This window comes from Mucilaginibacter sp. OAE612, assembly GCF_041806395.1.
GTDB lineage: Bacteria > Bacteroidota > Bacteroidia > Sphingobacteriales > Sphingobacteriaceae > Mucilaginibacter > Mucilaginibacter rubeus.
Genome location: NZ_JBGMUW010000001.1, coordinates 3,822,259 through 3,846,380, shown reverse-complemented (window position 1 = coordinate 3,846,380; position 24,122 = coordinate 3,822,259). Strand labels below are relative to the sequence as shown.

Sequence of the window (24,122 nt, the reverse complement as noted above, 5' to 3'; positions counted from 1 at the left end):
GCCTTGTTTATAAATCCTTTTAGCAAGGTGATGGATTAATGCTGCTTTTATGGCTGTTCATTAAATGTAAACCAATAATAACCTCAAACATGTCATTAAAAACAAAACTCACCTTCGTTTTTTTGACAGGATTAACTTTCCTGCTCTATTCCTTTAAAAAGCCGTCTGACAAGCCGCGTGTGCTGGTGTTTTCAAAAACTTTAGGCTGGCACCATTCATGCATCCCGTTTGGGATAGCGGCCATTCAAAAATTAGGTAACGAGAATGGCTTTGATGTGGATACCACCACCAACTCTGCTAATTTTAATGACGATAATCTTAAAAAATACCAGGCGGTAATATTTAACTGCACCACCGGCAATGTGCTTAATGCCGTTGAGCAGGCAGCTTTTGAACGTTATATACAGGCAGGCGGTGGTTTTATGGGTGTACACTCTGCGGCTGATACTGAGTACGACTGGCCATGGTACGGCAAACTGGTTGGCGCCTATTTTTCAAGCCATCCCAATAATTCCAACATTCGCAAGGCAACAATAGATGTAACCGATAAAAGCCAGCCGGCTACTGCTAACCTGCCCACAAGGTGGGAGCGTACTGATGAATGGTACAATTACAAATCTATTTACAGTGGCATCCATGTGCTGGCAAGTCTCGATGAAAATACTTACGACGGTGGCACCAACGGCGCTAATCATCCCATAACCTGGTATCATGAGTTTGATGGCGGCCGGGCATTTTATACAGGCTGCGGCCATACCGACGAAAGCTACAGCGATCCCCTGTTTTTGGGGCAATTGCTCGGCGGGATCAAATACGCTATGGGCAGTGGCAAACCGCTTGATTATGGTAAATCATATTCTAAAGTCGCGCCCGATCAAAGTCGTTTTATCAAAACTGTGCTGGTGAGTAACATTGCTTCACCTATGGAACTGGCGGCAGCAAAGGATGGCCGTGTGTTTTTCACCCAGTTATTGGGCAATTTTTCCGTTTATAACACCAAAACCAATAAGTTTAAATTAATCCATAAATTCCCGATCACCTATGAAGGTGGTACGGGTGTTATCGGCCTCACGCTCGACCCTGATTTTGACAGGAACCAATTTGTTTATATCTACTATATGCCCGCCGGGCAAACCATTGAACCGCTTAATTTCCAGCTTTCGCGCTTCAAGTTAAGTCCGGCGGATGTACTCGACCTTAAATCGGAAAAAGTACTGCTTAAAGTGCCTGTACAAAAGGTGAGCGGTGCTCACCACGGTGGCTCACTGGCCTGGGATAAGGATAAAAACCTGTACTTGTCAACAGGTGATAGCTCAAGCCCTTTTCCTTCTGATGGTTATGCACCGCTGGATGAGCGCCCCGGAACGGAACATTACAGCCTTGACGCGCAGCGGAGCGCCGGCAATACCAACGATTTTAAAGGCAAGATCCTGCGGATCCACCCCGAGGCTGATGGAACTTACACCATCCCCGAAGGAAACCTTTTCCCGAAAGGGATGGCTAAAACCAAGCCCGAAATTTATGTTATGGGCTGCCGTAATCCATACCGGATTGCGGTAAATCCTAAAACATCGGTTTTATACTGGGGCGAGATCGGGCCTGATGCAGGTAAAGATTCACCGCGGGGGCCGCGCGGGTACGATGAGTTTAATCAGGCGCGCAAAGCAGGAAACTTTGGCTGGCCATATTTTGTGGGCAACAACTTTGCTTACTCGCACTGGGATTTTGTGAATGCCAGGCCAGGGCCAAATTTTGATCCTAAAGCACCGGTAAATAATTCGCCGAATAACACCGGCTTAAATATACTACCTCCTGCTACCCCGGCCATGATCTGGTATCCTTACGCCGCTTCCGATGAGTTTCCCGAGTTGGGTATGGGTGGCCGCTGTGCCATTGGCGGCGATTTTTATGAGTTTGATAAGAATATCAAAAATCCGAACAAATTCCCTGGATATTATGACGGCGCCTTGTTTGTGGCCGACTGGATGCGCAACTGGGTGATAGACCTTAGGTTTGACAAGAATGAGAATTATTTACGCAACGAAGCCTTCATGCCCGCTAACGGCGATTTCCGCCGGCCTATTGATATGGAATTTGGACCGGATGGCGCCCTGTATATGCTGGAGTATGGCTCAGTTTACGGTGCTCAAAATGAAGATGCCCGGTTGGTTAAGATTGAGTACAATACCGGCAACCGTGCTCCGATTGCCAAAGCAAGTATTTCGGACACAGCTGCATTTAACAAATTCGCCAAATCCAGGTTTTTAACCGCGGAGTTAAAAGAGTTCCCTGCTAAAAAAGAAATAGCCGGCCAGGCCCCGCTTAAGGTAACTTTCAGCAGCCAGAACAGTAAAGATTTAGATGACGACGATAAGATCACTTATCAGTGGTTGTTTGATGGTAAAACTGTTGGGGCTGCCACACCATCGGCAAGTTATACTTTTACTAAGCCGGGCGTTTATAAAACCATTTTAAAAGTAACGGATAAGGGCGGCTTGTCTGGTCGGGATACGGTAATTGTAAGGGTTGGCAATACCAAACCCGAAGTTACCATAGCCAGTGCTGATAACAAATCATTCATCTGGAAAGGCAAACCTTTCCGCTATCATGTAGTGGTTAGTGATAAGGAGGACGGTAAAATAGATCCCAAAAGGGTAAAATTATTTTTTATCTATAACCCGCAGCCCTCGGCCAATAGCACCACACAAAACTTAACGGCTTTGTCAACTACCGAGGTAAGCTATCCGGGTAAGGGGCTGATGGCTAATAGTGATTGCAAATCGTGCCATACTGTTAACAAAACTGCCGTTGGGCCAAGCTTTTTAGCTATTGCAAAACGGTACAAAACACAAAAGGAAGCTATTAATCAGCTCTCTAAAAAGATAATTGCGGGCGGCGCGGGTAGCTGGGGTACCGAGCATGTAATGAGTGCGCATCCGCAACTATCAAATGCCGACACGCGAGAAATAGTGAAATACATTTTTTCGCTTACGGATAAAAAGAGCCCGGTATTGCCTTTGCCTTTAACCGGCGTGCTCAATCTGAAATTTAATGATGCCGAACCGCGCGGAGAATACACGCTGCTGGCATCTTATACCGATAAGGGCGGTAAAGTTGTTGGTCCGCTGAAAGCTACGGATATGGTGGTGTTGCGTAGTGCTGCAGAGAAGGCTGTTTATGCCGATGAGTTGAAAGGCTTTAATAGATTTAAAGATGACCTGTCGGCAGGTAACCATAAATCATACGTGCTATTCAGGAATATCGACCTGACCAACATCAGCAAGTTTGCTTATACATACGCATCGAAGGACTACGACGGGGAGATAGAGGTGAGGCTCGATTCGCAGGCGGGGCCGGTGATCAGTTCCGTAGCTTACCAAACCACTGGTTCATGGGATAAAACCGGTGAAGTAACCGGGACTTTAAGTAAGCCCGTGAGCGGAAAGCACGATGTGTATTTCTTCGCGATAAAACATTCTAAGCCGAGTGACGGTATTTTAAATTTGAAAGGTATTGAGTTTGTTGAATAGTTTTATTATTAATAACGTCATTGCGAGGTACGAAGCAATCCCCAATAGGCGGATGCGCTCTGTATAGTTTGCGATTGCTTCGTGCCTCGCAATGACGCCGTTTTTTAATCCTGATTAAAACATGAAAAAATCAATCTTGTTTATTGCTCTTTTAGCCGCCATGGCCTTTGGACAAAACAAAGCTTCAGCACAAGGCAAACCATTATTTACCGGCCCGATAGGGGTGCAGGCTTACACATTTCGCAATAGTATGCCAAAAGCTACCGCTGCCGTGCTGGATACTATAAAATCATTGGGCATCACTGAAATTGAAGGCGAAGGGCCGAAAGGGATGCCACCCGAAGAGTTCAGGAAAATGTGCGATGACCGCGGTATCAGCATCCCATCAACCGGGGCGGGGTATGAGGCAATTGTTAATGATCCGGGTAGTGTGATCAAGCTGGCTAAAATACTGGGCGCCAAATATGTGATGGTTGCCTGGATTCCGCATGGCAAGGAGTTTACTCTGGATGATGCCAAAAAAGCTGTTACAGATTTTAATCATGTAGGTAAGATCTTGAGCGAAGCCGGGTTAACTTTCTGCTACCATAATCATGGTTACGAATTTGGCACTTACAATGATGGTACATTGTTCGATTATATCGCCCAGAATACTAATCCCAAGTATGTTTCATTTGAGATAGATATCCTGTGGTCGTTCCACGGCGGACAGGATCCTGCCGCGCTTATTAATAAATATCCTTCGCGTATGAAACTGATGCACCTGAAAGATATCCGCAAAGGCGTAGCTAACGACCTTACCGGCGGTACCGATACCAAAAATGATGTTGCCTTAGGTACCGGGCAAATTGATATCCCCGGAGTGCTGAAAGCTGCAAAAAAGGCGGGTATTAAACACTACTTTATTGAGGATGAAAGTCCCTCGTACAGCCAGCAATTGCCTGTTACCATTGCCTATCTGAAAGGTTTAAAGGATTAGTATATGAGTAATTTAAACCGTAGGCAAGTGTTAAAAGCGATAGGTTTAACGGCGGGGGCTGCCGTATTGAGCGAAACTGGAGCGGTAGCAGCGCCCATAGCTCCAAAAGCTGGTAGCGGCTTTGTTTACTCATTAAATATGAGCACCATCCGCGGGCATAACCTTGGTTTTGTTAAAGAGCTTGAAGTAGCTGCCAAAGCCGGTTTTACCTCGGTAGAGATCTGGATAGATACCCTGCAAACTTATCTGCAAAGCGGCGGGTCATTGACTGAAGCCAAAAAGATCATCGAGGGCTTAGGCCTTAAAATTGAAGATGCCATAGGTTTTGCTCCATGGCTGGCCAATGATGAACCTACCCGTAAAAAAGCACTGGAGCAATTACAGCATGAAATGGAAATGCTGGCTAAGATAGGTTGCCATCGCATTGCAGCCCCTCCGGCGGGCGTGACTAAAGGCCCTGTACTTGATCTGGATGTGGTAACCGAACGATATCTTACCATCCTGAAAATGGGCGAACAAACCGGTGTTATGCCTCAACTGGAAATGTGGGGCGGCTCACAAAATCTGAAACACATAAGCCAGGTACTGTATGTAGCTACGCAATGCGGTAAAGCGAATGCCCGCATTTTGCTTGATGTATTCCACATTTTTAAGGGGCAGTCAGCAGTGGAAAGCCTGAATTATGTTGGTCATCACGCACTGGATATTTTTCATGTAAATGACTATCCGGCAGGTATCAGTCCTGAGCTGATCTCCGAACCCGACAGGATCTATTGCGGAGACGGTATCGCCCCGCTTAAAGAGATCCTGCAAATAGTTAAAAACCCCGAACGGCCGCTGGTGATCTCGTTCGAGGTTTTTAATAAAAGTTATTATGCACAGGATGCTTTAACGGTGGCCAAAACCGCGTTGAAGAAAATGAAGGAGGTAGCCTCTTGAAGAACATATAAAAGAGGTGGGATTGTGTGATTCCCCTCTTGAGAGGGGCGGAGGGGTGTGTTTCTGCTTTGATAAGTCTACCGCAGAAATACACCCCTGCTACCGCTCATTTACCCGCGCCCCTCTCAAGAGCGGATTTTAAAAGCTCACCATCGATGAGCATAAATAAGCACCAAATATTAAATCTTTCCTTTTTTATTTCCCTTCATAAACAAACGCTACACTGTCTTTCACGGTAAGCCCGCTCATATTTTGCCCTACGTAAATAACAGTATATTTCGACGGTTTACTGATGTCATAAGCCTTTAGCAGGTCAATGGTGGCCGATAGGCTATCTTTAGGATTAACCTTAATATAGCTGCTGGGCGGTGGCGGCATAATTCTTTTGGCCATTGCGCCTTTGTACAGCATTTCCTGACCGCTTGCATCTTTTACGTCGAGGTATTTGCTCATCAATGGCTCAAATGGGGTATGCCATTTGCAAAATTGACGGGATGTGTCGGCATCGTTGTAAACAGTGAATTTTAGCTCAACGGCGTCTCCAATTTTAATTGTGGGCTTTATTTGCATTTTGGCAAACAGGCTGGCGCTTATAGCAGGGGCAGAACTTTGATTTTTAGCAGAATCAGAACCGGCAGATGTGTTTTTAACATGATTAACAGTACATGCCGACAAAGTAAGCAGGGTTGCAGATAAGATTATTTTGTAGTTTTTCATGCCGCAAAGGTAAGCACTTCAATTACCATTGGCCTGATAGAATTTTGAACCCGTGATTTCAGGCTGGCCCTGTTAAACCCTAAACCCCAATTTAACCCTGCCTTAATATTAGGTTGCGTAATTTTGTTGACATCATGGAGCAGATGGCTTTAATTTCCTCGTTAAAACACACAGGCCCGGTCATCAAAAAAGATCAGCCGGATGACAGCTATAAATTTCAGCCCCTGCCCGAGCCCTCCGGCAATTATCCCTATCATCTATCCATACATGATGTAGTGCACGGCATTGCTGATGACAAAATGGTTTTTCATATGGTAGGGGATACCGGCAGCATCCGTAATCCGGGTTCGCAAAGGCGCATAGCAGCTTTAATGACCGCACAGTATAAAGTGCTTTCCGGCGCCGGTAAACCAAAGTTTTTGTACCATTTAGGTGATGTTGTTTACAACTACGGAGAGGCTCAAAACTATTATGAGCAGTTTTTTGAACCCTATAGCCTTTATCCGGGGCCGATATTCGCGATAGCCGGTAACCATGATAGTGATGTAAATCCTGCTGCTGCAATGCCGTATCAAAGCCTTGATGCTTTTACAACTGTGTTTTGTGATACTGTTTCGCGCCCGGTAATGCTGAGCCGAAGGATAGACCGCAAAAGCATGCCGCAGCCCAATATTTATTGGACAATGGACACCCCGCTGGCAACCATCATCGGTTTACATACCAATGTACCTAAGTATGGCGTTGTTACCCGCGAGCAGCGTGAATGGTTTATGGAGGAACTGCGATCTGCCGATATGCAGCGGCCAGATAAGGCAATTATCCTTTGTATGCACCATGCCCCTTATTCGGCAGATATTAATCATGGAGCCAGTTTGCCGATGATTGATTTTTTAGAAGGTGTTTTTGAAGAAACCGGCATCAGGCCTGATATAGTTTTTAGCGGGCACGTACACAATTATCAGCGTTTCAGTAAGGAATATAATGACTTAACCATGATGCCTTATATTGTTGCCGGTACCGGAGGCTTTGATGAATTGCATCCAATTGCTTTGACCGACAATACGGGTTTTACTGCCGAAGATTCCAGGTTTGATGGGGTTAGCCTTGAATACAGTTGCGATACCCGTCATGGTTTTTTAAAGATCGCTGTTGAAAAGATTAACAATGGGCTCACCTTAACCGGTGAATATTACACTTTAGCCGATGAGGACGAAAATACAGCTGTTTTAACGGATAGCTTTGTTATTAAAATTTAAAACAAGAACACCCGAAGAAAGCAACTACTTCCTCCGGATGTTTTAATATTAAAGCTCAATTGCCTGTATCGCTTTATCTAAAGCAATTTCCTGCATGCCCGGTACCTTTACGCCCTCAACTCTAAATGCTTTAATATCCGTCATCCCCATAAAGCCCAGTACTGCCCTTAAATAGGACTCAGTGAAATCATAAGCTTTCATGAATCCTTCAGAATATACTCCGCCCGATGAAATGGCAAGGTATACTTTTTTATTTTTAACTAATCCCTCAGGTGTTTTTCCATCGTATTTGAAAGTTTTGCCTGCACGTGCAACATGATCTATCCATGTTTTTAAGGTTGATGGAATGCCGAAGTTGTACATCGGTGCATCAATAACTATGGTATCGGCATTCATTAGTTCGGCAATTGCCTCGTCCGAATGTTTAACGGCTTCAACAAGCTCGGGTGTCCTTTTTTCTTCAGGAGTGAAAAAAGATGTTATGTGTGCTTCTTCCAGGTGTGGGAAGGGGGTAGCTGTTAAATCATGTGTGATTAAAGTATGATCCGGGTGGGCCGATTGTAATTCACTTACGATGGCCTTGCCTAATTTTACGCTGAATGATGCTTCGCCCCTCGGGCTGCTGATGAGATGTAATATTTTCATTGCTCTTTATTTTGTAGCAGCAAAATTACCTCTCATAACTATCAAAAAGATACCACTATCCTAAAGGATACCGGTATCCTTTAGGATAGTGGTATCCTTTAGGTGAATTATCTGAAGTTCAGGAGTACCGGAAATGTGCAGATCCGCGAAGCGCTAAAATTTATGGTTTTTAAACAAAGGCCTGTTTGGCGGCAAATGCTTAAACAAAAAAAGCCCGTTTTAACTATAGATTAAAGGTTTTGTGTTTTTTTAACCCATTCATTACCACGTATTTGTACGTGGGTCGATTGCGTATAAATACGTGGTAATTAACGTGCATACACTTGCTTGTTACTAAAGCCAGATGCCCAACTTTGGATTAACATCAGCAGCTAACCTGCAACCACCTATAAACATCTAATTATCATGATTTACCAAACCGTAAGTTTTTTAGCCGAGCAGTTAAATAACTATCTCAAAACAACCGACGGGAACAGCGGGCTCAGCTCAAGCTTCACCCAGCTTAAAAACGTGGCCCACCTGAGCGATGATGAGATCAAAGGGCTTGAGAATATCCTGGTAACGCTGGTAAATATATCCGAAGAGTTTACCATGAAAAACATACCGAACTATGTACGCAACGGCGATGATATTAACTATCGCAACGCGCCAATGTACCTTAACCTGTATGTTTTGTTTTCGGCTTGTTTGCATTCTTCTTATGAAAAATCACTGATCTTCCTGTCTCATATCGTCGAATTTTTTCAGGGGAAGAGCACTTTTACCAAACAAAACAGCCCGACCACGAAAGTAGGACTCGGCGATTTTCGCCTTATACTTGATATCTACTCGCCCACATTTGAGCAGGCCAATTACCTGTGGAGCACGTTGGGTGGTAAACAATTTCCATATGTATTGTACCGCGTCAGGCTGATTGAAATACTGCGCGATAATGTGACCGAAACACGGGGCATCATTAAAAAGATAGAACTGAGCGATAAACTAAGCTAACGATTAGTGCCGGCGATTAACCTGTAAATTATAAACCCGATGGTACTGGACCTGAACTACGAAACGCTTTTTGAGGTTGACATCCGTCATCATTATCACCTGGATGACGGGATCACACTCTTTGACACGCTGAGCGCCGATGCACGCCTGGCCATGCTGGAGCGTTATGACATAGGCAGTTTCATGAGCGTAACGCCTACTAAAGCTACAAGGGCAAAGTTCGCAGGCTTGCACATGGTTTATAAACAAACAGAAACCGGCATTATTACCGGTATTCCTTATACCCTGAACGGCACCAAGGAACAGCCGCAGATAGTACCACCGGATAACACCGTATTTAGCTTTAGTATGGCTATTAACGACGGGCTTTTTGCGAACTATAGCTCACTGCCTTTAAAGGCGCCGGATGGTATGGTATACTTTTTTACCAACGATCCTTCGTATTCGCCGCGTGTGGCGCCGTTTTTAACAGCGACACCGAATGTGTACAAGGCTGCTACCGACTATTATCCTGGCGATATGCTGGTAGATAACCAGGCTTCGCCAACTAAATTATTTATCGCCCAGAAAAAGAACAACCTTGATCCGGCAGCGGGCGCTACCCCGGCGGGCAACTGGGTAACCGATCCGCTGGTAGGCGGAAAACCGCTGGCCTACGCAAGTAATAATGATTTGATCCGCCAGTTTGGGCGCATATTTACCTACCAGGTAATGGTGGCAAATAAAACCCCGGCACTCACTATAAAAGATCGCTTTGGCAATGTGGTAAACGTGTCCGGCAGTGTGGAAACCGGGCCTTTGAATATCATCAAAGCTGATATGGGCAATTTGCCCGAAGGCTTATATACTGCCCACCTGGCAACTGCAGGTTATACTGACGACTTTCCGTTTTATTACAGTATGGACTCATCGGCCTGGGCTTTTATTGATATCTGTGTTAAAACAACCGGTGCAACGTATAACCTGTTACAGGCCGATACCACGCTTAAATCGCCGGTGTTTAGCTTACGGTTTAAAAACCGGGCAACCTATTGGCGCTACATAGGTAAAACTTTTGGCGCGGCATCAGTAACTGATAATGCGCTGCCCCTTACCCGGCAGGGTTTTATAGCCGTGAAAGTGAAGGATAAAAATAATCATCCAACCACTATCGACCTGCCCAATGCAACGGCATCCCTTATTAAACCAGAAACCAATCAGATTTTTTCAGATATATTTTTTTAGGAAGTAAAAAACAGTAATATGGCAACAACATACAAAACTCCGGGTGTTTACGTGGAAGAAATTCCACTCCTACCTCCATCGGTAGCCGAGGTTGAAACGGCTATCCCGGCCTTTATAGGCTATACACAAAATATTAGCTATAACGGGGCATCGCTGCAGTACAACCCTGTCAGGATCAAATCGCTTAAAGAGTATGAGCAGATTTTTGGTTTTGCCGAGAATACCCTGTTCACCACAACCGGAACGGCAACCGGTATCAAAATCAAAAAGGCGGCCGGTGTATTTTCATTTGATGCCGCGGTTGACGATCCTTACGCAGCCTTGAAATTCAGGATGTACTATTGCCTGCAGCTTTACTTTGCCAATGGCGGCGGCCCTTGTTACATTGTTTCGGCAGGCCAAACTGGTGCGGCTGTTAATGTTGACAAAGCCTTGCTTGGTAACGCGCTTGCCGCGGTTCAAAAGGAAGATGAGCCCACAATCTTGCTGTTTACCGATGCCGTAACCCTTACCGCACCTGCAGATTATTATGGCTTGTTTACCGCGGCATTGGCCCAGGCTGCATTTCTGCAGGATAGGGTGGTACTTATTGACCCCTATGTGGCAGTAGCCGATAAAGGGAAAAAAGCGTTTGGCGATATCGCCACTGCTTTCCGCACAGCTATTGGGGTTAATAACCTTAGTTATGGTGCTGCCTATTATCCATGGCTGCAAACCAGCATCAACTATTTTAGTAATGAAAGCAAACAGCTGATTGTTTCCGGAACAGGCGTTACACCAACTGATTTTCCGGCCACTGCCGTTCTGCGCGACGATGCCAATACAGCCAATTCTATCTATCACTTAAACAGTGATCTGTATAACTATATCAAACAGCAAACCAGCCTGTTCTCAGTTATTTTACCTCCGGCAGCAGCAATAGCAGGCGTATACGCTTCTGTTGATAATACTCGGGGTGTTTGGAAAGCGCCGGCAAATGTAAGCCTTAACATGGTTGTGGCCCCAATGGTTAAAATTGATGACGCCGACCAGGAAGATATGAATGTTACCAGTACCGGTAAATCAGTAAATGCCATCAGGGCATTTTCGGGCAAGGGTGTATTGGTTTGGGGAGCACGTACGCTGGCAGGTAATGACAACGAATGGCGTTACATATCCGTAAGGCGTTTCTTTAACATGGTCGAAGAATCGGTTAAAAACTCAACCCAACCCTTTGTATTTGAGCCTAATGATGGTAATACCTGGGCAAAGGTACGCGGTATGATAGCCAACTTTTTAATACTGCAATGGCGTGCGGGAGCTTTACAGGGCGCCAAGCCTGAGGATGCCTTCTTTGTACACGTTGGTCTTGGCGAAACCATGACCTCGTTGGATATCCTGGAGGGCAGGCTCATTGTTGAAGTAGGCATGGCTGTGGTCCGCCCTGCCGAGTTTATCATTCTTCGTTTCAGTCATAAAATGGTTCAATCTTAAATCAATTAGTCATGGCTTATAAAACACCCGGAGTTTATGTGCAGGAAATTGCACTGTTTCCGCCATCAGTTGCCCAGGTTGAAACCGCTATACCCGCCTTTATTGGTTTTACAGCTTTTGCATTAACTCCTGAAGGCAAATCGCTGGTAAATGTACCAACCCGTATAAAATCGTTGCTGGAGTTTGAAAGCTTATTTGGCGGCGGCTATGTACCTGCAACCATTAAGGTTACTGTTAACCCGGCTACAAACCAGATCCTGAACGTAGCACCCGATAAACGGTTTCACCTGTATGTATCGCTCAGGCAGTATTTTGACAATGGCGGTGGGCCATGCTATATCGTTTCGGTGGGAGATTTCTCGTCTGCAGTAACGGCGCCGCCTATATCTGGAGGTATCGATACCCTATCGGCCGAGGATGAGCCTACGCTGATCCTGTTTCCCGACGCGGTTGAGCTGGTAAGCGGTGGTAACCCCGATCTTGTTGCCTTTAGCGGTTTGCAAACCAAAGCGTTGGGCTTGTGCGCTTCCATGCAGGATAGGTTTTCGATACTTGATGTGCTGCAGGGCGATAAACGCCAGGATGTTAGCAATAAGCCTATTGATGACTTCCGGAGCTCGATAGGGATCAACAACCTCAATTACGGCGCGGCTTATTATCCCTGGATCATAACCACTTATGATGTCAATGTTGATTTCAGGCAGATGGAATTTTGGAATAATGCAGGGGTACCGGCCAAGATCACCAATTATGATGGCTTTTCAAAAAGCACTGATGAAAAGGCGCTGGTAACCAACCTGCAAAATGCTATCAAAGATACTGATAAAGTAATCGGATCTGTATTTAGCAATGCCGCCGACGCTACTGCATTGAGGGTAGGCGGGGTTGATGCAGTTAAAGCAAAGTTAACCGCACTGGCAAATAATATCGCTCAAAATGTAACTCCCGATGTACAGCTGACCAGTTACCTCGATTTGTTGGCCGCCATTGTTACCGCGGGTAAAAAGGCTAAAGATGCACCCGCTGTTGGTGCGTTGTATGGCAAAGATATTGATGCCTTGAGCAAAGATGCAAAGCTTGCCGCTGCCATCACCAACCTCATTGCTTACGAAAAAAATGCCAAGGTTGCTGCTAATACAACCGCCGGCCGCAATCCAACGCCCGTTTATTCGGTATTGGATAATACACCCTGGTTAGCCAACTCAAACTATGCGGCTGTAGCCGCCAATGCAGACAACTTTACCAAGGATGCCGCCGGCGCGCTTTCCATTGTACAGGCACTGCAGGATACCGTTGCCACCATTTTAACAGGTTTTGGCGCATTAATAAATGGCACCCTGTTTTATGAAAACCTTGCCGAGCAGGCTTTATTCTCGGGCAACGTATTTTTCAGTGCCGCCAACTCGGCAATAACACTTAAAATGAGCACTATTCCGCCGTCTGGGGCAATAGCGGGGGTGTATGCCAATGTTGACGGTACCCGGGGAGTTTGGAAAGCACCTGCCAACGTAAGCCTTAACAATGTGATTGGCCCCGCTGTAAAAATTGACAACAGCGACCAGGACGATATGAATGTTACTGCCACCGGTAAATCAATCAATGCTATCAGGGCTTTTGCGGGCCGGGGCACTTTGGTTTGGGGAGCGCGTACCTTAGCAGGTAATGATAATGAATGGCGCTATATCCCTGTCAGGCGTTTCTTTATCATGGTTGAAGAATCGGTTAAAAAGGCTACTTATCCTTTTGTATTCGAGAACAATGATGCCAACACCTGGACAAAGGTGCGGGTAATGATCCAGAACTTTTTAACGCTGCAATGGCGTGCCGGGGCCTTACAGGGCGCTAAACCCGAAGACGCATTTTTTGTACACGTTGGCCTTAACGAAACCATGACCGCGCTTGACATTTTGGAGGGCCGCATGATAGTTGAAATTGGTATGGCTGTAGTAAGGCCTGCCGAGTTCATCATCCTCCGCTTCTCACACAAAATGCAGGAGAGTTAATTATATAAAAGCTAAAAGCGGAATGCATAAAGCTTAAAGCTATTAATTACTTGATTTAAAGCTAATTAATAGGTTCTATATAAATCAATGAATTTCATTTAAAACAAATAAAATGGCAAATTATCCTCTACCCAAATTCCATTTCCAGGTTGACTGGGGTGGCACACGCATCGGTTTTACCGAAGTAACCGGCTTACAGATTGAAACCGAAGTGGTTGAATACCGCGAAGGCAGCAGTAAGGAATACAATAAGGTAAAAATGCCCGGCATGCGCAAATACGGTAACATCACCCTAAAACGCGGCACATTTGCTAACGATAACGAGTTTTATGATTGGATGAACACCGTAAAACTAAACCAGATAGACCGCCGCGACCTTACCATTAACCTGCTTAACGAAGAGCATCAGCCGGTAGTTACCTGGTCGGTAAAAAATGCCTTCCCGGTTAAGATCCAGTCGGCCGATTTGAAAGCAGATGCCAACGAGGCAGCAATTGAAACACTTGAGGTTGCTCACGAAGGTTTAACCATTAAAAACGGCTAATCATGGCCTTCGACGCTAAATCGGGTTATCCGCCTTTAGGCTTTCACTTTAAGGTGGTGTTTACGGGCATCGGCGATGAAAATATCGACAGCAGGTTCCAGAATGTATCCGGCCTATCCATGGAGATGGAAACAGAATCCAAAAAGGAGGGCGGCGAAAACCGTTTTGAACACGCGCTGCCGGTAAGGGCCAAGTTTCCGGCACTGGTGCTGAAACGGGGGCTCGTTACCGAATCAAAACTGCTGATGGACTGGTGTAATAACGTGTTCAATAATTTTATTATCGAACCCAAAGACCTGACCGTAAGCCTGCTTAATGAAGAACATGACCCGCTTTTAACCTGGAATGTAGTGCAGGCCTGGCCAAAAAAATGGAGCCTGAGCGATTTGAATGCCGAGCAAAACAGCATCGCAATTGAAAGCTTTGAGCTGCAATACCAGTATTACACCCTTCAAACCTGATGTTATGCCAATTGAGATCAGAGAACTGAACATCCGCGTGAGCGTAAATCAAAGCCCTGCCGAACAGGATTCAAAGCCCTCGGGTGTCGGTGGCGGTAGTGGCGGTGGCGGCGGTGATAAAGATGAGATCATTGCCGAATGCGTGGAGCAGATACTGGAGATTTTGAAAAATAAAAACGAACGCTGATGGCCGATAACGTAACCAAAATGAAGATCGTGGCCTGGTCCGATCCGAAGAGCAAAAATGAAGAAGGCTCTATGACGGTACAGGTTAACCCCGAAAGCTACAGCCAGAAGATCGAGATCAAGTATTCTGATAAGCAGGCGCAGGGAACCTCGGGCAAGTTGCCCAAGTTTTCCAAAATTGAGCCCCAGAAAATGGATTTCGAGCTGATGTTTGATCGTACCGGGGTAATCAATGGTGCTACCGCCGGTGAGTTAGGGGTTGACGAGGATATCGATAACCTGCAAAAGCTCATCATCGAATACCAGGGCGATAAGCACCGGCCAAGGTTTGTAAGTATCTATTGGGGAACGCTTCAGTTTGACGGTGCCCTGGAAACAATGGATATCAGCTATAAACTGTTTGATAGCCAGGGCCGCCCGCTCAGGGCAATTGTAAAAGCTTCGTTCATTGGTTCGGTTGAGGATAAAAAGAGGATAGCTAAAGAAAATGCCCAGTCGCCCGATTTAACAAAAGTGAGGGTGATTAACGAAGGGGACACATTGCCGCTGCTCTGCTACCAGATATACGGCGATTCAAAGTATTACATAGAAGTAGCCCGGGCAAACAGTCTTAACGATTTCAGGTACCTTAAAACAGGCACAAAGCTCAAATTTCCACCATTAAATCAATAACAAATCATGGCAGATAGCCGCACCATAGAAACCACCCGGCCAAGTACCGTTGTTACCCCGATTGTAAAAATTGAGGGCACCGAGATACCCCGCACCATGCAGGTGGAGGCTATGGTGATTGATAAAGGCGTAAACCGGATTGCAGCCGCCAAACTGGTGATTATTGATGGTGATACCTCGGCCCAAAAGTTTGATGCCAGCAACGGTGACTTGTTTGTGCCGGGTAAAAACATCGAGATTTTGTGTGGTTACGAATCGGATAATTATACACTGTTTAAAGGTGTGGTTATCAAGCATAGTATCAAGCTGCGTAACAGCGGCTCGCAACTGGTTATCGAATGCCGCGATAAGGCCATTGCCATGACACTTGCCCGCCACAGCAAGTACTTTGGCGAAAACGTGAAGGATAGCGACGCCATAACCACCGTTGCCGGTGCCTACAGCGGTTTAAGCACCGATGTTGCCGATATGAACATCACCACCAGCGACCTGGTGCAATACGAAGCCACCGACTGGGATTTCATAACCGGGCGCGCCGAACTGAACGGGATGCTGGTTTATACCGATGATAATACCCTTTCCATCAAAAAGCCGGAAATAAGCGGCACCGCGGTTGTGGAATTATCATTTGGCGCAACAATGCTGGAGTTGGATGCTGAGATTGATTCAAGGATCCAGTTCCCTTCCATAACAGGCCGCACCTGGAACCCGGCATCACAGGAAATTGAAAAGGTTGATGCTAATCCGCCATCAGGCGAACTGAACGGCAATCTGACAAGTGATGATCTGGCTGGCGTATTTAATGAAAGTAAATATCAGCTTAACCATGGCGGCAAGCTTTCGCAGCCCGAGTTGCAGGCCTGGGCAACATCGCTCAAGCAAAAACAGGTGCTTTCAAAAGTGCGGGGCAGGGTGAAATTTAAAGGCATCCATACAGTAAAGCCGGGGATGATCATTAAGCTCAGTAACCTGAGCGACAGGTTTAACGGCAACACCTTTGTAAGCCACATTCAGCATCATATCTCGGCCGGCGACTGGCAACTGGAAGTACAGTTTGGTTTGGATCCGCAATGGTTTACCGAAAAGTTTGAAACCAGTATAAAGCCTGCTTCGGCTTTAATTCAGGCAATTCCGGGTTTGCAGATTGGGGTTGTAACACAATTGGAAAGCGATCCTGATGGCGAATGCCGCATCCTTGTACGTATGCCGGTGATCAGCGCTGATGATCAGGGGATTTGGGCGCGTGTAGCAACTCTGGATGCCGGCAAGGAACGCGGAAGTTTCTTTTTGCCCGAAGTTGGGGATGAGGTAATTGTTGGTTTTTTAAACAGCGATCCTCGTAAACCGGTGGTACTGGGCATGCTTAACAGCAGCAATAAGACCGCTCCTTTAACCGCGGCCGACGCCAACAACCAAAAGGGTTTTGTAACCCGCAGCAAAATGAAACTCATTTTTGATGACGATAAAAAATCAGTAACCATTGAAACGCCGGCAGGGAAAAAGATAACGATGGATGAAGACGCCGGGGCGATTGAGTTAAAGGATGAGAACAACAACTCGATAAAAATGAACAGCGATGGCATCACCATCGAAACCCAGGGCAAACTTGTACTTAAGGCTCAGCAGGATTTTAACGCCGAAGGAATGAACCTGGGCCTGAAAGCCAATACCGCCCTTTCGGCCGAAGGATCGGCCAGTGTGGAAGTAAAATCAAGCGGTACGGCGGCACTGAAAGGCTCAATTGTACAAATAAACTAATAACAAAAAATGGCAGCAGCAGCAAGGATAGGCGATATGCACGTATGCCCTATGTTCAACGGGCCTTCGCCTCACGTAGGCGGCCCGGTAATAGGACCGGGGGTACCAACGGTGCTCATTGGTGGTATGCCGGCGGTATGCGTGGGCGATATGTGTACCTGCGCCGGTCCGCCCGACTCGATAATCATGGGTTCGGCAACGGTGCTGATAGGAGGGAAACCCGCCGCCCGTATGGGCGATAGCACAGCCCATGGCGGATCAATAGTGTTAGGCTGCCCAACAGTAATAATCGGAGGCTGATCAATGGAACCAAAAATACATTTTATAGGCAGGGGATGGAGCTTCCCGCCAAGCTTTGACAAGGCTGCCGGTAAAGTTGAAATGCTTACCGACGAGGCCGATATTGAAAGCAGTTTGGGCATACTGTTCAGCACCCGGCTGGGCGAGCGCATTATGCAGCCAACTTTCGGGTGCGATTTACAAAAGATAGTTTTTGAGGCTGTAAACCTTACCCTCAAAACCTATATCAAAGATTTGATTGAAACCGCCGTACTGTATTTTGAACCCAGGATAACGCTCAACAGCACCGAGGTTGACACCAGTATGGATAACGAAGGGATATTGCTTATTAAGCTCAATTACACGGTACGTACCACCAATTCAAGGTACAACTATGTGTTCCCTTATTATAAAAATGACATTACCAGCATAACTACCAACCAATAAGAACTAACCATGGCCTGTAACGATAAAAATCCGCTTCAACGTGATGGCTCAAGCCAGTCACAGCGCTTCCTGAAAGCGCTTGACCCAGCAAGCGCCCCAATTGAGGAATTGGGCATGGAAGACTGGCTGACGTTCGCGGCTGCTTATGCCGATAAAATAAACTATTATACTTTGAAAGACAGCAATTACCCCCAGGGCGATTGGAAACCGTTTTTCATCCAGGATAAAAAAGCGCTGCAGGATTTTTTGAAGCAGGTTGAGGTTAAAATGCAGAATGCCGGCCTGGGTTTTCCCGACTCAAGTATCAAAAGCGATGTTGAACCGCACCTGGCCCTGTTTATGTGTTTCATTATGCTTTTACAGCATTCGGAAGATGCATTGAACCAGTTTACCGGCCGGCACCTTGATTTTTATTTTAAACGGGTATTGCAGCTGCGTAACCGCCCCGAAGTACCCGATAAGGTACATGTAATATTTGAGCTTGCCCGTAACCTCACCGGTTTCCTGTTGCCGGAAGGCACACCACTTGATGCCGGTAAAGATAAAAGCACCAAACCCAAACCGGTTGTTTTTAAAACAAACGCAGAGCTGGCTGTAAACAGCGCCACTATAGCGGCTATGAAAAGCTGGTACCAATCGTCCGCGGATAAGAAGGTAGCCTATGCCGATGTTACTTTTTCGGCCGATGGTTTGGGTACACCTTTTAAAGATGATGTACCTAAGTGGAATCCTTTTGGCAGCAAGAGCTGGCCAACAGCATCAATGGGCTTTGCTTTTGCATCAAAAGTATTGCTCATGAGCGAGGGTGACCGTACCATAACTTTAACACTCAACTTTTCGGGGCTTGGTACTACTATTGATCCTGCACTGCTTGCCCAACTGTTTAAGGTTTTTTTAACATCCGAAAAAGAGTGGCTGCAGGCCGATTTTCCAACTACAGATGCCTTTAAGGTTAATCAGCAGCAAATTATTATTACAGTAAATATACCGGCAAAGGCTAAGGCTGTTGTGCCCTATGATCAGGCTATTCATAAAGAAAATTATAAAACCGATTTCCCGGTAATCCGCCTGCTGATGAGTGTTCAGGATAATGCCTATCCTGTTTATGTTGCGCTGAGTAAAGCTAAGCTCAATAATGTGCAGATAGATGTGACTGTGAAGGGCATGAAAAACCTGGCTGTTGAAAATGATAACGGTAAAGTTGACCCATCAAAGCCCTTTTTTGCCTTTGGCGCACTGCCAAAAGTTGGCTCAACCCTATACATCGGCAGTACTGAGATCTTTCAAAAAGAGTGGACAGAAATTACGCCTCATATAGATTGGAAAGGCGTACCTGATGATCTGAAAAGTTATTATACGGCTTATCGTACAGATTATCTCAAGTCGACATTAAGTCCCGGTGCATATAACATTAACGCCAGTAATGAGGCTTCCGATACTACGGGGACCTCGAGGGTGATAACTGCCAAAAGTGATTTTAAAGCAAAAGTAGCCTATATCAAAAATGGTGCATTGTTCCCAAGCGAAGGCAGCGAGATCAATGTGCTCGATAATACCTTTACACTTAAGCCGGATGGCGTTCAGCAAGCGGTAAATCCCGCACCTTATTTTATTAATAAATACCTGTATTTTAATGTATCGGGCTCTTTTAAACAGGGTAGCTGGCCGCAGGCCGAAAAGGCGTTGGTGCAACAGTATGTGCAACCTATGCAGATGTTTTTCCCGGTGCTGGGTTTTGTTGGTTTTCAGCAAACTGCTACCACACTTCAAACACAAACCGAGAATTTCTCAGCAGGAGTTAAGGATAATTATATCCTTATAAGCCTTGCAAAGGATTTTATGCATAGTATATATCCGCAATTGTTTGCCGCTGCCATGACAGATACAACAAGGGCCGCGCTTATTCCTAAAGAACCCTATACTCCCGAAATAGCATCGCTAAAGCTCGATTACAAGGCATCGGCTAAAAATAAGATTGATGATTTGACCGGCAGTAATGATAACCCAGGTTTGCTGAATGACTACGTGAACCATAACGTCCAATTTTTTCACGAAACACCATTTGGCCAGGCCGAACAGCATGCTTTCCTCAAAAAACAATATCACGGCCTTATTGATGGCAATATCACAGCCATACCACAAGCTCCTGATCTTGCCGCTTTTTACATAGGCATTGGAGGTATCGAAAAGGGGTCTGTAGCCAGTATTCTTTTCCAGGTAGCCGAGGGCAGTGAAGACGCGCTTGCTCCCTCGTTCTCGGATACTATTCAACCTAAATGGTATTATTTATCGGGCAATGAATGGCTTGCTTTGGATAAAAGGAATATCATCAGCGATGATACCAATGATTTTTTACGCTCGGGGATCATCAAATTTTTAATCCCCGAAGGTGCTACAACCAACAATACATTCCTAAACCAAAGCCTTACCTGGCTCGGGGTTGAACTGCCAACTGCAGTAACGATAGATTCGGTTTGTAAATTCATCAACGTACATATCCAGGCTGCCGAAGCCGAATTTGCCGATAATGATAATGAACTTTCGCACCTGGAAACCGGGTTGCCCGCAGGTACAATCAGCAAACTGGTCGACAGGCTGCCGCAAATCAAATCGGTTACCCAGCCATATGCTTCGTTTGGCGGTTTACTGCCGGAAGATGATGGCGCTTTTCGCCTGAGGGTTAGCGAACGCTTAAGGCATAAACACAGAGCTATCACCATTTGGGATTATGAGCACCTGGTAATGGCGCAGTTTCCGCAGGTGTTCAGGGTTAAATGCCTTAACCATACCAACGATAATATTGAAGTTGCCCCGGGCAGCGTAAGGGTGGTGGCCATACCCGATATCCGTAACCAGATCAGTTTTGATCCATTTAAGCCCCGCGTGAGCAAAAATACCCTGAGCGAGATCACCAAATACCTGTCGGGCTTAAATTCTATGCATGTTGACCTGCTGGCTATTAATCCTGATTATGAAGAGGTAATCCTTGATTTTAAGGTGAAATTTTACTTCGGGCTGGATGAAAACCTATACGCAGCTAAGTTGAATACCGATGTGATCAACTACCTGTCGCCCTGGGCTTTTAACCGTAATGCCGATATTGATTTTGGCGGCATCCTGTACAAAAGTGTGGTGATCCGCTTTATTGAAGAACTACCCTATGTTGATTATATAGTCGATTTTAAGATGTACTTCACAGCATCGGGGCCCGCAAACCCCGATGTTTTGGAGGCAGGCAATTCAAAGGCAATCCTTGTATCGGCAAAGCAACATTTAATTGATACCAAAACCATACCTACATGCCCATGATTGATCAGTTAACCATACCGAAACAAATTGATACCAGCCTTGGGCCCGAGTATAATACTTTGCGCACCGAAGGTATGCAGCATATCCGCGACCTGGCCAGTGCCATCTGGTCGGATTATAACGCGCATGATCCGGGCATTACCACGCTTGAGATGCTTTGCTATGCGCTTACCGATCTTAACTACCGCATTACCCTGCCCGTTGAAAATATTTTGGCGGTTGATCACGACAATACCAGCAGTATGCATGAGCAGTTCTTATCTGCCATAAAAATACTCCCCACTTACCCGGTTACGCCCGACGACTACCGTCAATTATTTGTGCGGATAGATGGTGTGCGGAATGCCTGGATCAAAAAATCGCCCCATAGTATTATAGCTAACTATAAACAACCTGATGGTAAACCATTGCTGCGTTATGCCAAACCCGGTGAAAATACCCTGACCGGTAAAGAGGTTAAATTCGATCTAAAAGGCATCAACGATATCCTGATAGATTTTGAGGATTTTCCTGAACTGCGGGGCGATGCAGCTAAGATCAAAGCCAAACAGGATGACATCATCAAACAAATAAAATCGGTATACCATTACTTCCGTGAGTTGTGCGAGGACCTTGACCAGGTAAAGGCGGTCGAAAACCAGGAGATCGTGATATGCGCCGAAATTGAGCTTCAGCCCCAGGCCGATCCGGAATTGATCTGGGCGCAGATCATGTTTAATATTGAGCAATACCTTACACCCGATATTAAATTTTACCTGCTTAAAGAATTGCTGGATAAAGGCATGCAGCCCGACGAGATTTTTGAGGGTCCGGTGCTTGATTTTGAAAACCTGCAGGGCATTGATACTAAATTTACAAAACAAGGATTCATCATCCCGGCCGAACTTGCGGCCTCGCAATTGCGTACAGAGGTGCGCCTGTCTGATCTGTACCGCATTATCATGGAAATTGACGGTGTACGATTGGTGAAAAGAATTTCCTTTGGTTTTTGTGGCTGTACCGCGCCGCAGAGCGAGGTTGCCGATAAGATCTATAAATCAAACGAATGGCTACTTTGTGTACAGGATGGCCATAAACCTGTTTTATGCGAAACCAACTCGTCATTCACATTTTATAAGGATGTGGTGCCTATCGAACTGAAACAGTCCGAAGCCCAGGCAGATCTAAACCAGCTTCGGAAAGACTGGCAGGACAATGTAGAGGCTAAAAAGATAGTTGATTTGCCGGTACCCGAAGGCGATTACAGGGATATAGGGCACTATGAAACCCTGCAAAATCAGTTTCCTGAAAATTACGGTATCTCGCCGCTGGGCCTGCCTGAAACTGCTACAACTGAGCAAAGGTCGCTGGCCTTACAGCTGAAAGGCTACCTGCTGTTTTATGACCAGGTGCTGGCCAATTACTTCGCCCAGCTTTCAAATGCCCGGATTTTGCTTACTGCCGACGACAGCATCCGCAAAACCTATTTCAGTAACACGGTAAATGGCATCAGGGATGTAGAAAAGCTTGTGGACGGTTATGCCCAATGGGAAAAAACGGTTGATGATGTAATTAAAGAAACCGGGCAGGATAACTACCCCGAACGGAAAAATAAATTCCTCGACCATTTGCTGGCCCGTTTTGCCGAACAGTTTAACGAATATGTTTTTTTGATGTACCGCATTTACGGTGAAGATTACCAGCGCAACATCATCAGGCATAAGGTTAAGTTTTTGAAAGACTATGACCAGATGAGCATTTGCCGCGGCAGCGGGATGGATTTGTACAACGCCAAAACACCGGATCAGCAACTGGTGAACGTATCGGGCATGGAAAAACGGATCTCAATGCTGCTGGGTTTCTCCAACTATAAAATGCAGCAGCTAAGTGTTGAAGATTACCTTTTGTTTAAAGCAGATGCTCTGCATTATAACTGGACGATATCGCAGCTTGGTGTGGTGAAATTTAAGGGTAATGCCAACTTCCTGAAGGAGATTGATGCTTATGAAGATCTTGGCCTCGTATCCGTACTGGCCTGCGACAGGGAAAATTACCGCTTAAGTCCGGGAGCTACCGCCGGTAAATATGTATATAACATAGCCAACTCTGCGGGTACTTTGCTTACCCATAATGATATGGAGTTCAGCGCTGCCGCCATCGAAACCGAGATAGCATTTATCATCAAATTTATGCAGAACGATTTCAAGATGGAGGGCATGTACGTGATTGAGAACATCTTGCTGCGCCCGCCATTTGATTATACCGGCGATGATAGTACCCACCACCAGTTTATGCCGGTTTGCCTTGATCCAAACGGTGTGTACTGCGAGCCGCTTGATCCATATTCGTTCCGGATTTGTGTGATACTGCCGGGGTACAGCGTAAGGTTGCGAAACACAGCCTTCCGAACCTATGCCGAGCGGCTCATCCGCACCGAAACACCGGCCCATGTGTTGCCGCGCATCTGTTTCATCGGGCATGATCAGATGGTTGGTTTTGAAGCGGTTTATAAAGATTGGCTTGCTGCCAAACACATAGCGGTAAGTACCGATACGCCTATAGACCCTGTATTGAACAGCAAATTTATTGATGTACTTGAAAAACTATACACTGTTTATCAGCAGGGCCAGCTAAGCGATTGCGACGATGATACCCAGGAAACCAACCCGATAATATTGAACAAAACCAGCCTTGGCACCTTGCAGGGCGGCACAAATAATAACAGTTAAAA

19 protein-coding genes are annotated in these 24,122 nt (G+C 45.9%); 17 read left to right on the top strand and 2 right to left on the bottom strand.

Annotation, left to right across the window (positions count from 1 at the left end):
• The first annotated feature begins 89 nt into the window (after window positions 1-89).
• The 3 genes from ABID99_RS15930 (at window position 90) to ABID99_RS15920 (ending at window position 5,448) form a co-directional block, all read left to right on the top strand.
• A complete protein-coding gene (locus ABID99_RS15930) occupies window positions 90-3,530 on the top strand; it encodes a ThuA domain-containing protein (RefSeq protein ID WP_373614322.1) in 3,441 nt (1,146 codons plus the stop codon).
• Window positions 3,531-3,651: 121 nt separating this feature from the next.
• Window positions 3,652-4,509 (top strand): sugar phosphate isomerase/epimerase family protein, encoded by an 858-nt coding sequence (locus tag ABID99_RS15925; protein ID WP_373614321.1) that lies wholly within the window; start codon window positions 3,652-3,654, stop codon window positions 4,507-4,509.
• 3 nt (window positions 4,510-4,512) lie between these two features.
• On the top strand, window positions 4,513-5,448 hold the full coding sequence (locus ABID99_RS15920) for a sugar phosphate isomerase/epimerase family protein (protein WP_373614320.1): 936 nt from the start codon (window positions 4,513-4,515) through the stop codon (window positions 5,446-5,448).
• Between the two features lie 195 nt (window positions 5,449-5,643).
• Here ABID99_RS15920 and ABID99_RS15915 read toward each other — a convergent pair whose 3' ends face one another.
• Window positions 5,644-6,165, bottom strand: coding sequence for a protease (locus ABID99_RS15915; RefSeq protein WP_373614318.1), 522 nt, complete (start codon window positions 6,163-6,165; stop codon window positions 5,644-5,646).
• Window positions 6,166-6,308: 143 nt separating this feature from the next.
• Here ABID99_RS15915 and ABID99_RS15910 point away from each other — a divergent pair, with 143 nt between their 5' ends.
• A complete protein-coding gene (locus ABID99_RS15910) occupies window positions 6,309-7,421 on the top strand; it encodes a metallophosphoesterase (protein ID WP_373614317.1) in 1,113 nt (370 codons plus the stop codon).
• 48 nt (window positions 7,422-7,469) lie between these two features.
• Here the strand turns inward: ABID99_RS15910 and ABID99_RS15905 are convergent, their stop codons facing one another.
• Window positions 7,470-8,066 carry an FMN-dependent NADH-azoreductase gene (locus ABID99_RS15905; RefSeq protein WP_176623573.1) on the bottom strand — a complete coding sequence of 199 codons (597 nt, stop codon included), beginning with the start codon at window positions 8,064-8,066 and terminating at the stop codon, window positions 7,470-7,472.
• Between the two features lie 405 nt (window positions 8,067-8,471).
• Here ABID99_RS15905 and ABID99_RS15900 point away from each other — a divergent pair, with 405 nt between their 5' ends.
• The 13 genes from ABID99_RS15900 to ABID99_RS15840 all read left to right on the top strand — a co-directional run bounded on the left by ABID99_RS15900 (window position 8,472) and on the right by ABID99_RS15840 (window position 24,120).
• The gene (locus ABID99_RS15900) at window positions 8,472-9,056 is read left to right on the top strand and encodes a DUF4255 domain-containing protein (protein ID WP_090524152.1); all 585 of its coding nucleotides are present in this window, start codon (window positions 8,472-8,474) and stop codon (window positions 9,054-9,056) included.
• 39 nt (window positions 9,057-9,095) lie between these two features.
• Window positions 9,096-10,280 (top strand): hypothetical protein, encoded by a 1,185-nt coding sequence (locus ABID99_RS15895; RefSeq protein ID WP_373614315.1) that lies wholly within the window; start codon window positions 9,096-9,098, stop codon window positions 10,278-10,280.
• Between the two features lie 18 nt (window positions 10,281-10,298).
• The gene (locus tag ABID99_RS15890) at window positions 10,299-11,753 is read left to right on the top strand and encodes a phage tail sheath C-terminal domain-containing protein (protein WP_176623577.1); all 1,455 of its coding nucleotides are present in this window, start codon (window positions 10,299-10,301) and stop codon (window positions 11,751-11,753) included.
• A gap of 11 nt (window positions 11,754-11,764) precedes the next feature.
• A complete protein-coding gene (locus ABID99_RS15885; RefSeq protein ID WP_373614314.1) occupies window positions 11,765-13,756 on the top strand; it encodes a phage tail sheath C-terminal domain-containing protein in 1,992 nt (663 codons plus the stop codon).
• Between the two features lie 112 nt (window positions 13,757-13,868).
• Window positions 13,869-14,300, top strand: a complete 432-nt coding sequence (locus tag ABID99_RS15880) for a phage tail protein (protein WP_090524162.1) — start codon at window positions 13,869-13,871, stop codon at window positions 14,298-14,300.
• 2 nt (window positions 14,301-14,302) lie between these two features.
• Window positions 14,303-14,761 carry a phage tail protein gene (locus ABID99_RS15875; protein WP_373614313.1) on the top strand — a complete coding sequence of 153 codons (459 nt, stop codon included), beginning with the start codon at window positions 14,303-14,305 and terminating at the stop codon, window positions 14,759-14,761.
• 4 nt (window positions 14,762-14,765) lie between these two features.
• Complete coding sequence (locus ABID99_RS15870; protein WP_090524169.1) at window positions 14,766-14,948, top strand: DUF5908 family protein; 183 nt, start codon at window positions 14,766-14,768, stop codon at window positions 14,946-14,948.
• Window positions 14,948-15,619 carry a LysM peptidoglycan-binding domain-containing protein gene (locus ABID99_RS15865; RefSeq protein WP_373614312.1) on the top strand — a complete coding sequence of 224 codons (672 nt, stop codon included), beginning with the start codon at window positions 14,948-14,950 and terminating at the stop codon, window positions 15,617-15,619. The genes ABID99_RS15870 and ABID99_RS15865 overlap by 1 nt, the downstream gene beginning before the upstream one ends.
• 6 nt (window positions 15,620-15,625) lie before the next feature.
• The gene (gene vgrG, locus ABID99_RS15860) at window positions 15,626-17,377 is read left to right on the top strand and encodes a type VI secretion system tip protein VgrG (protein WP_373614311.1); all 1,752 of its coding nucleotides are present in this window, start codon (window positions 15,626-15,628) and stop codon (window positions 17,375-17,377) included.
• 9 nt (window positions 17,378-17,386) lie between these two features.
• Complete coding sequence (locus ABID99_RS15855) at window positions 17,387-17,677, top strand: PAAR domain-containing protein (protein WP_091171180.1); 291 nt, start codon at window positions 17,387-17,389, stop codon at window positions 17,675-17,677.
• A 3-nt stretch (window positions 17,678-17,680) separates the two neighbouring features.
• Complete coding sequence (locus ABID99_RS15850; protein WP_373614310.1) at window positions 17,681-18,103, top strand: GPW/gp25 family protein; 423 nt, start codon at window positions 17,681-17,683, stop codon at window positions 18,101-18,103.
• Window positions 18,104-18,112: 9 nt separating this feature from the next.
• Entirely contained in the window at window positions 18,113-21,412 is a 3,300-nt protein-coding gene (locus tag ABID99_RS15845) for a baseplate J/gp47 family protein (protein WP_373614308.1), read from the top strand.
• A complete protein-coding gene (locus ABID99_RS15840; RefSeq protein WP_373614307.1) occupies window positions 21,409-24,120 on the top strand; it encodes a hypothetical protein in 2,712 nt (903 codons plus the stop codon). The genes ABID99_RS15845 and ABID99_RS15840 overlap by 4 nt, the downstream gene beginning before the upstream one ends.
• Window positions 24,121-24,122: the final 2 nt, after the last annotated feature.

Bases quoted from the DNA above. Each gene is read 5' to 3' on its own strand.
- ABID99_RS15930 (WP_373614322.1), top strand. From the start codon at position 90: ATGTCATTAAAAACAAAACTCACCTTCGTTTTTTTGACAGGATTAACT.
- ABID99_RS15925 (WP_373614321.1), top strand. From the start codon at position 3,652: ATGAAAAAATCAATCTTGTTTATTGCTCTTTTAGCCGCCATGGCCTTT.
- ABID99_RS15920 (WP_373614320.1), top strand. From the start codon at position 4,513: ATGAGTAATTTAAACCGTAGGCAAGTGTTAAAAGCGATAGGTTTAACG.
- ABID99_RS15915 (WP_373614318.1), bottom strand. From the start codon at position 6,165: ATGAAAAACTACAAAATAATCTTATCTGCAACCCTGCTTACTTTGTCG.
- ABID99_RS15910 (WP_373614317.1), top strand. From the start codon at position 6,309: ATGGCTTTAATTTCCTCGTTAAAACACACAGGCCCGGTCATCAAAAAA.
- ABID99_RS15905 (WP_176623573.1), bottom strand. From the start codon at position 8,066: ATGAAAATATTACATCTCATCAGCAGCCCGAGGGGCGAAGCATCATTC.
- ABID99_RS15900 (WP_090524152.1), top strand. From the start codon at position 8,472: ATGATTTACCAAACCGTAAGTTTTTTAGCCGAGCAGTTAAATAACTAT.
- ABID99_RS15895 (WP_373614315.1), top strand. From the start codon at position 9,096: ATGGTACTGGACCTGAACTACGAAACGCTTTTTGAGGTTGACATCCGT.
- ABID99_RS15890 (WP_176623577.1), top strand. From the start codon at position 10,299: ATGGCAACAACATACAAAACTCCGGGTGTTTACGTGGAAGAAATTCCA.
- ABID99_RS15885 (WP_373614314.1), top strand. From the start codon at position 11,765: ATGGCTTATAAAACACCCGGAGTTTATGTGCAGGAAATTGCACTGTTT.
- ABID99_RS15880 (WP_090524162.1), top strand. From the start codon at position 13,869: ATGGCAAATTATCCTCTACCCAAATTCCATTTCCAGGTTGACTGGGGT.
- ABID99_RS15875 (WP_373614313.1), top strand. From the start codon at position 14,303: ATGGCCTTCGACGCTAAATCGGGTTATCCGCCTTTAGGCTTTCACTTT.
- ABID99_RS15870 (WP_090524169.1), top strand. From the start codon at position 14,766: ATGCCAATTGAGATCAGAGAACTGAACATCCGCGTGAGCGTAAATCAA.
- ABID99_RS15865 (WP_373614312.1), top strand. From the start codon at position 14,948: ATGGCCGATAACGTAACCAAAATGAAGATCGTGGCCTGGTCCGATCCG.
- vgrG (WP_373614311.1), top strand. From the start codon at position 15,626: ATGGCAGATAGCCGCACCATAGAAACCACCCGGCCAAGTACCGTTGTT.
- ABID99_RS15855 (WP_091171180.1), top strand. From the start codon at position 17,387: ATGGCAGCAGCAGCAAGGATAGGCGATATGCACGTATGCCCTATGTTC.
- ABID99_RS15850 (WP_373614310.1), top strand. From the start codon at position 17,681: ATGGAACCAAAAATACATTTTATAGGCAGGGGATGGAGCTTCCCGCCA.
- ABID99_RS15845 (WP_373614308.1), top strand. From the start codon at position 18,113: ATGGCCTGTAACGATAAAAATCCGCTTCAACGTGATGGCTCAAGCCAG.
- ABID99_RS15840 (WP_373614307.1), top strand. From the start codon at position 21,409: ATGATTGATCAGTTAACCATACCGAAACAAATTGATACCAGCCTTGGG.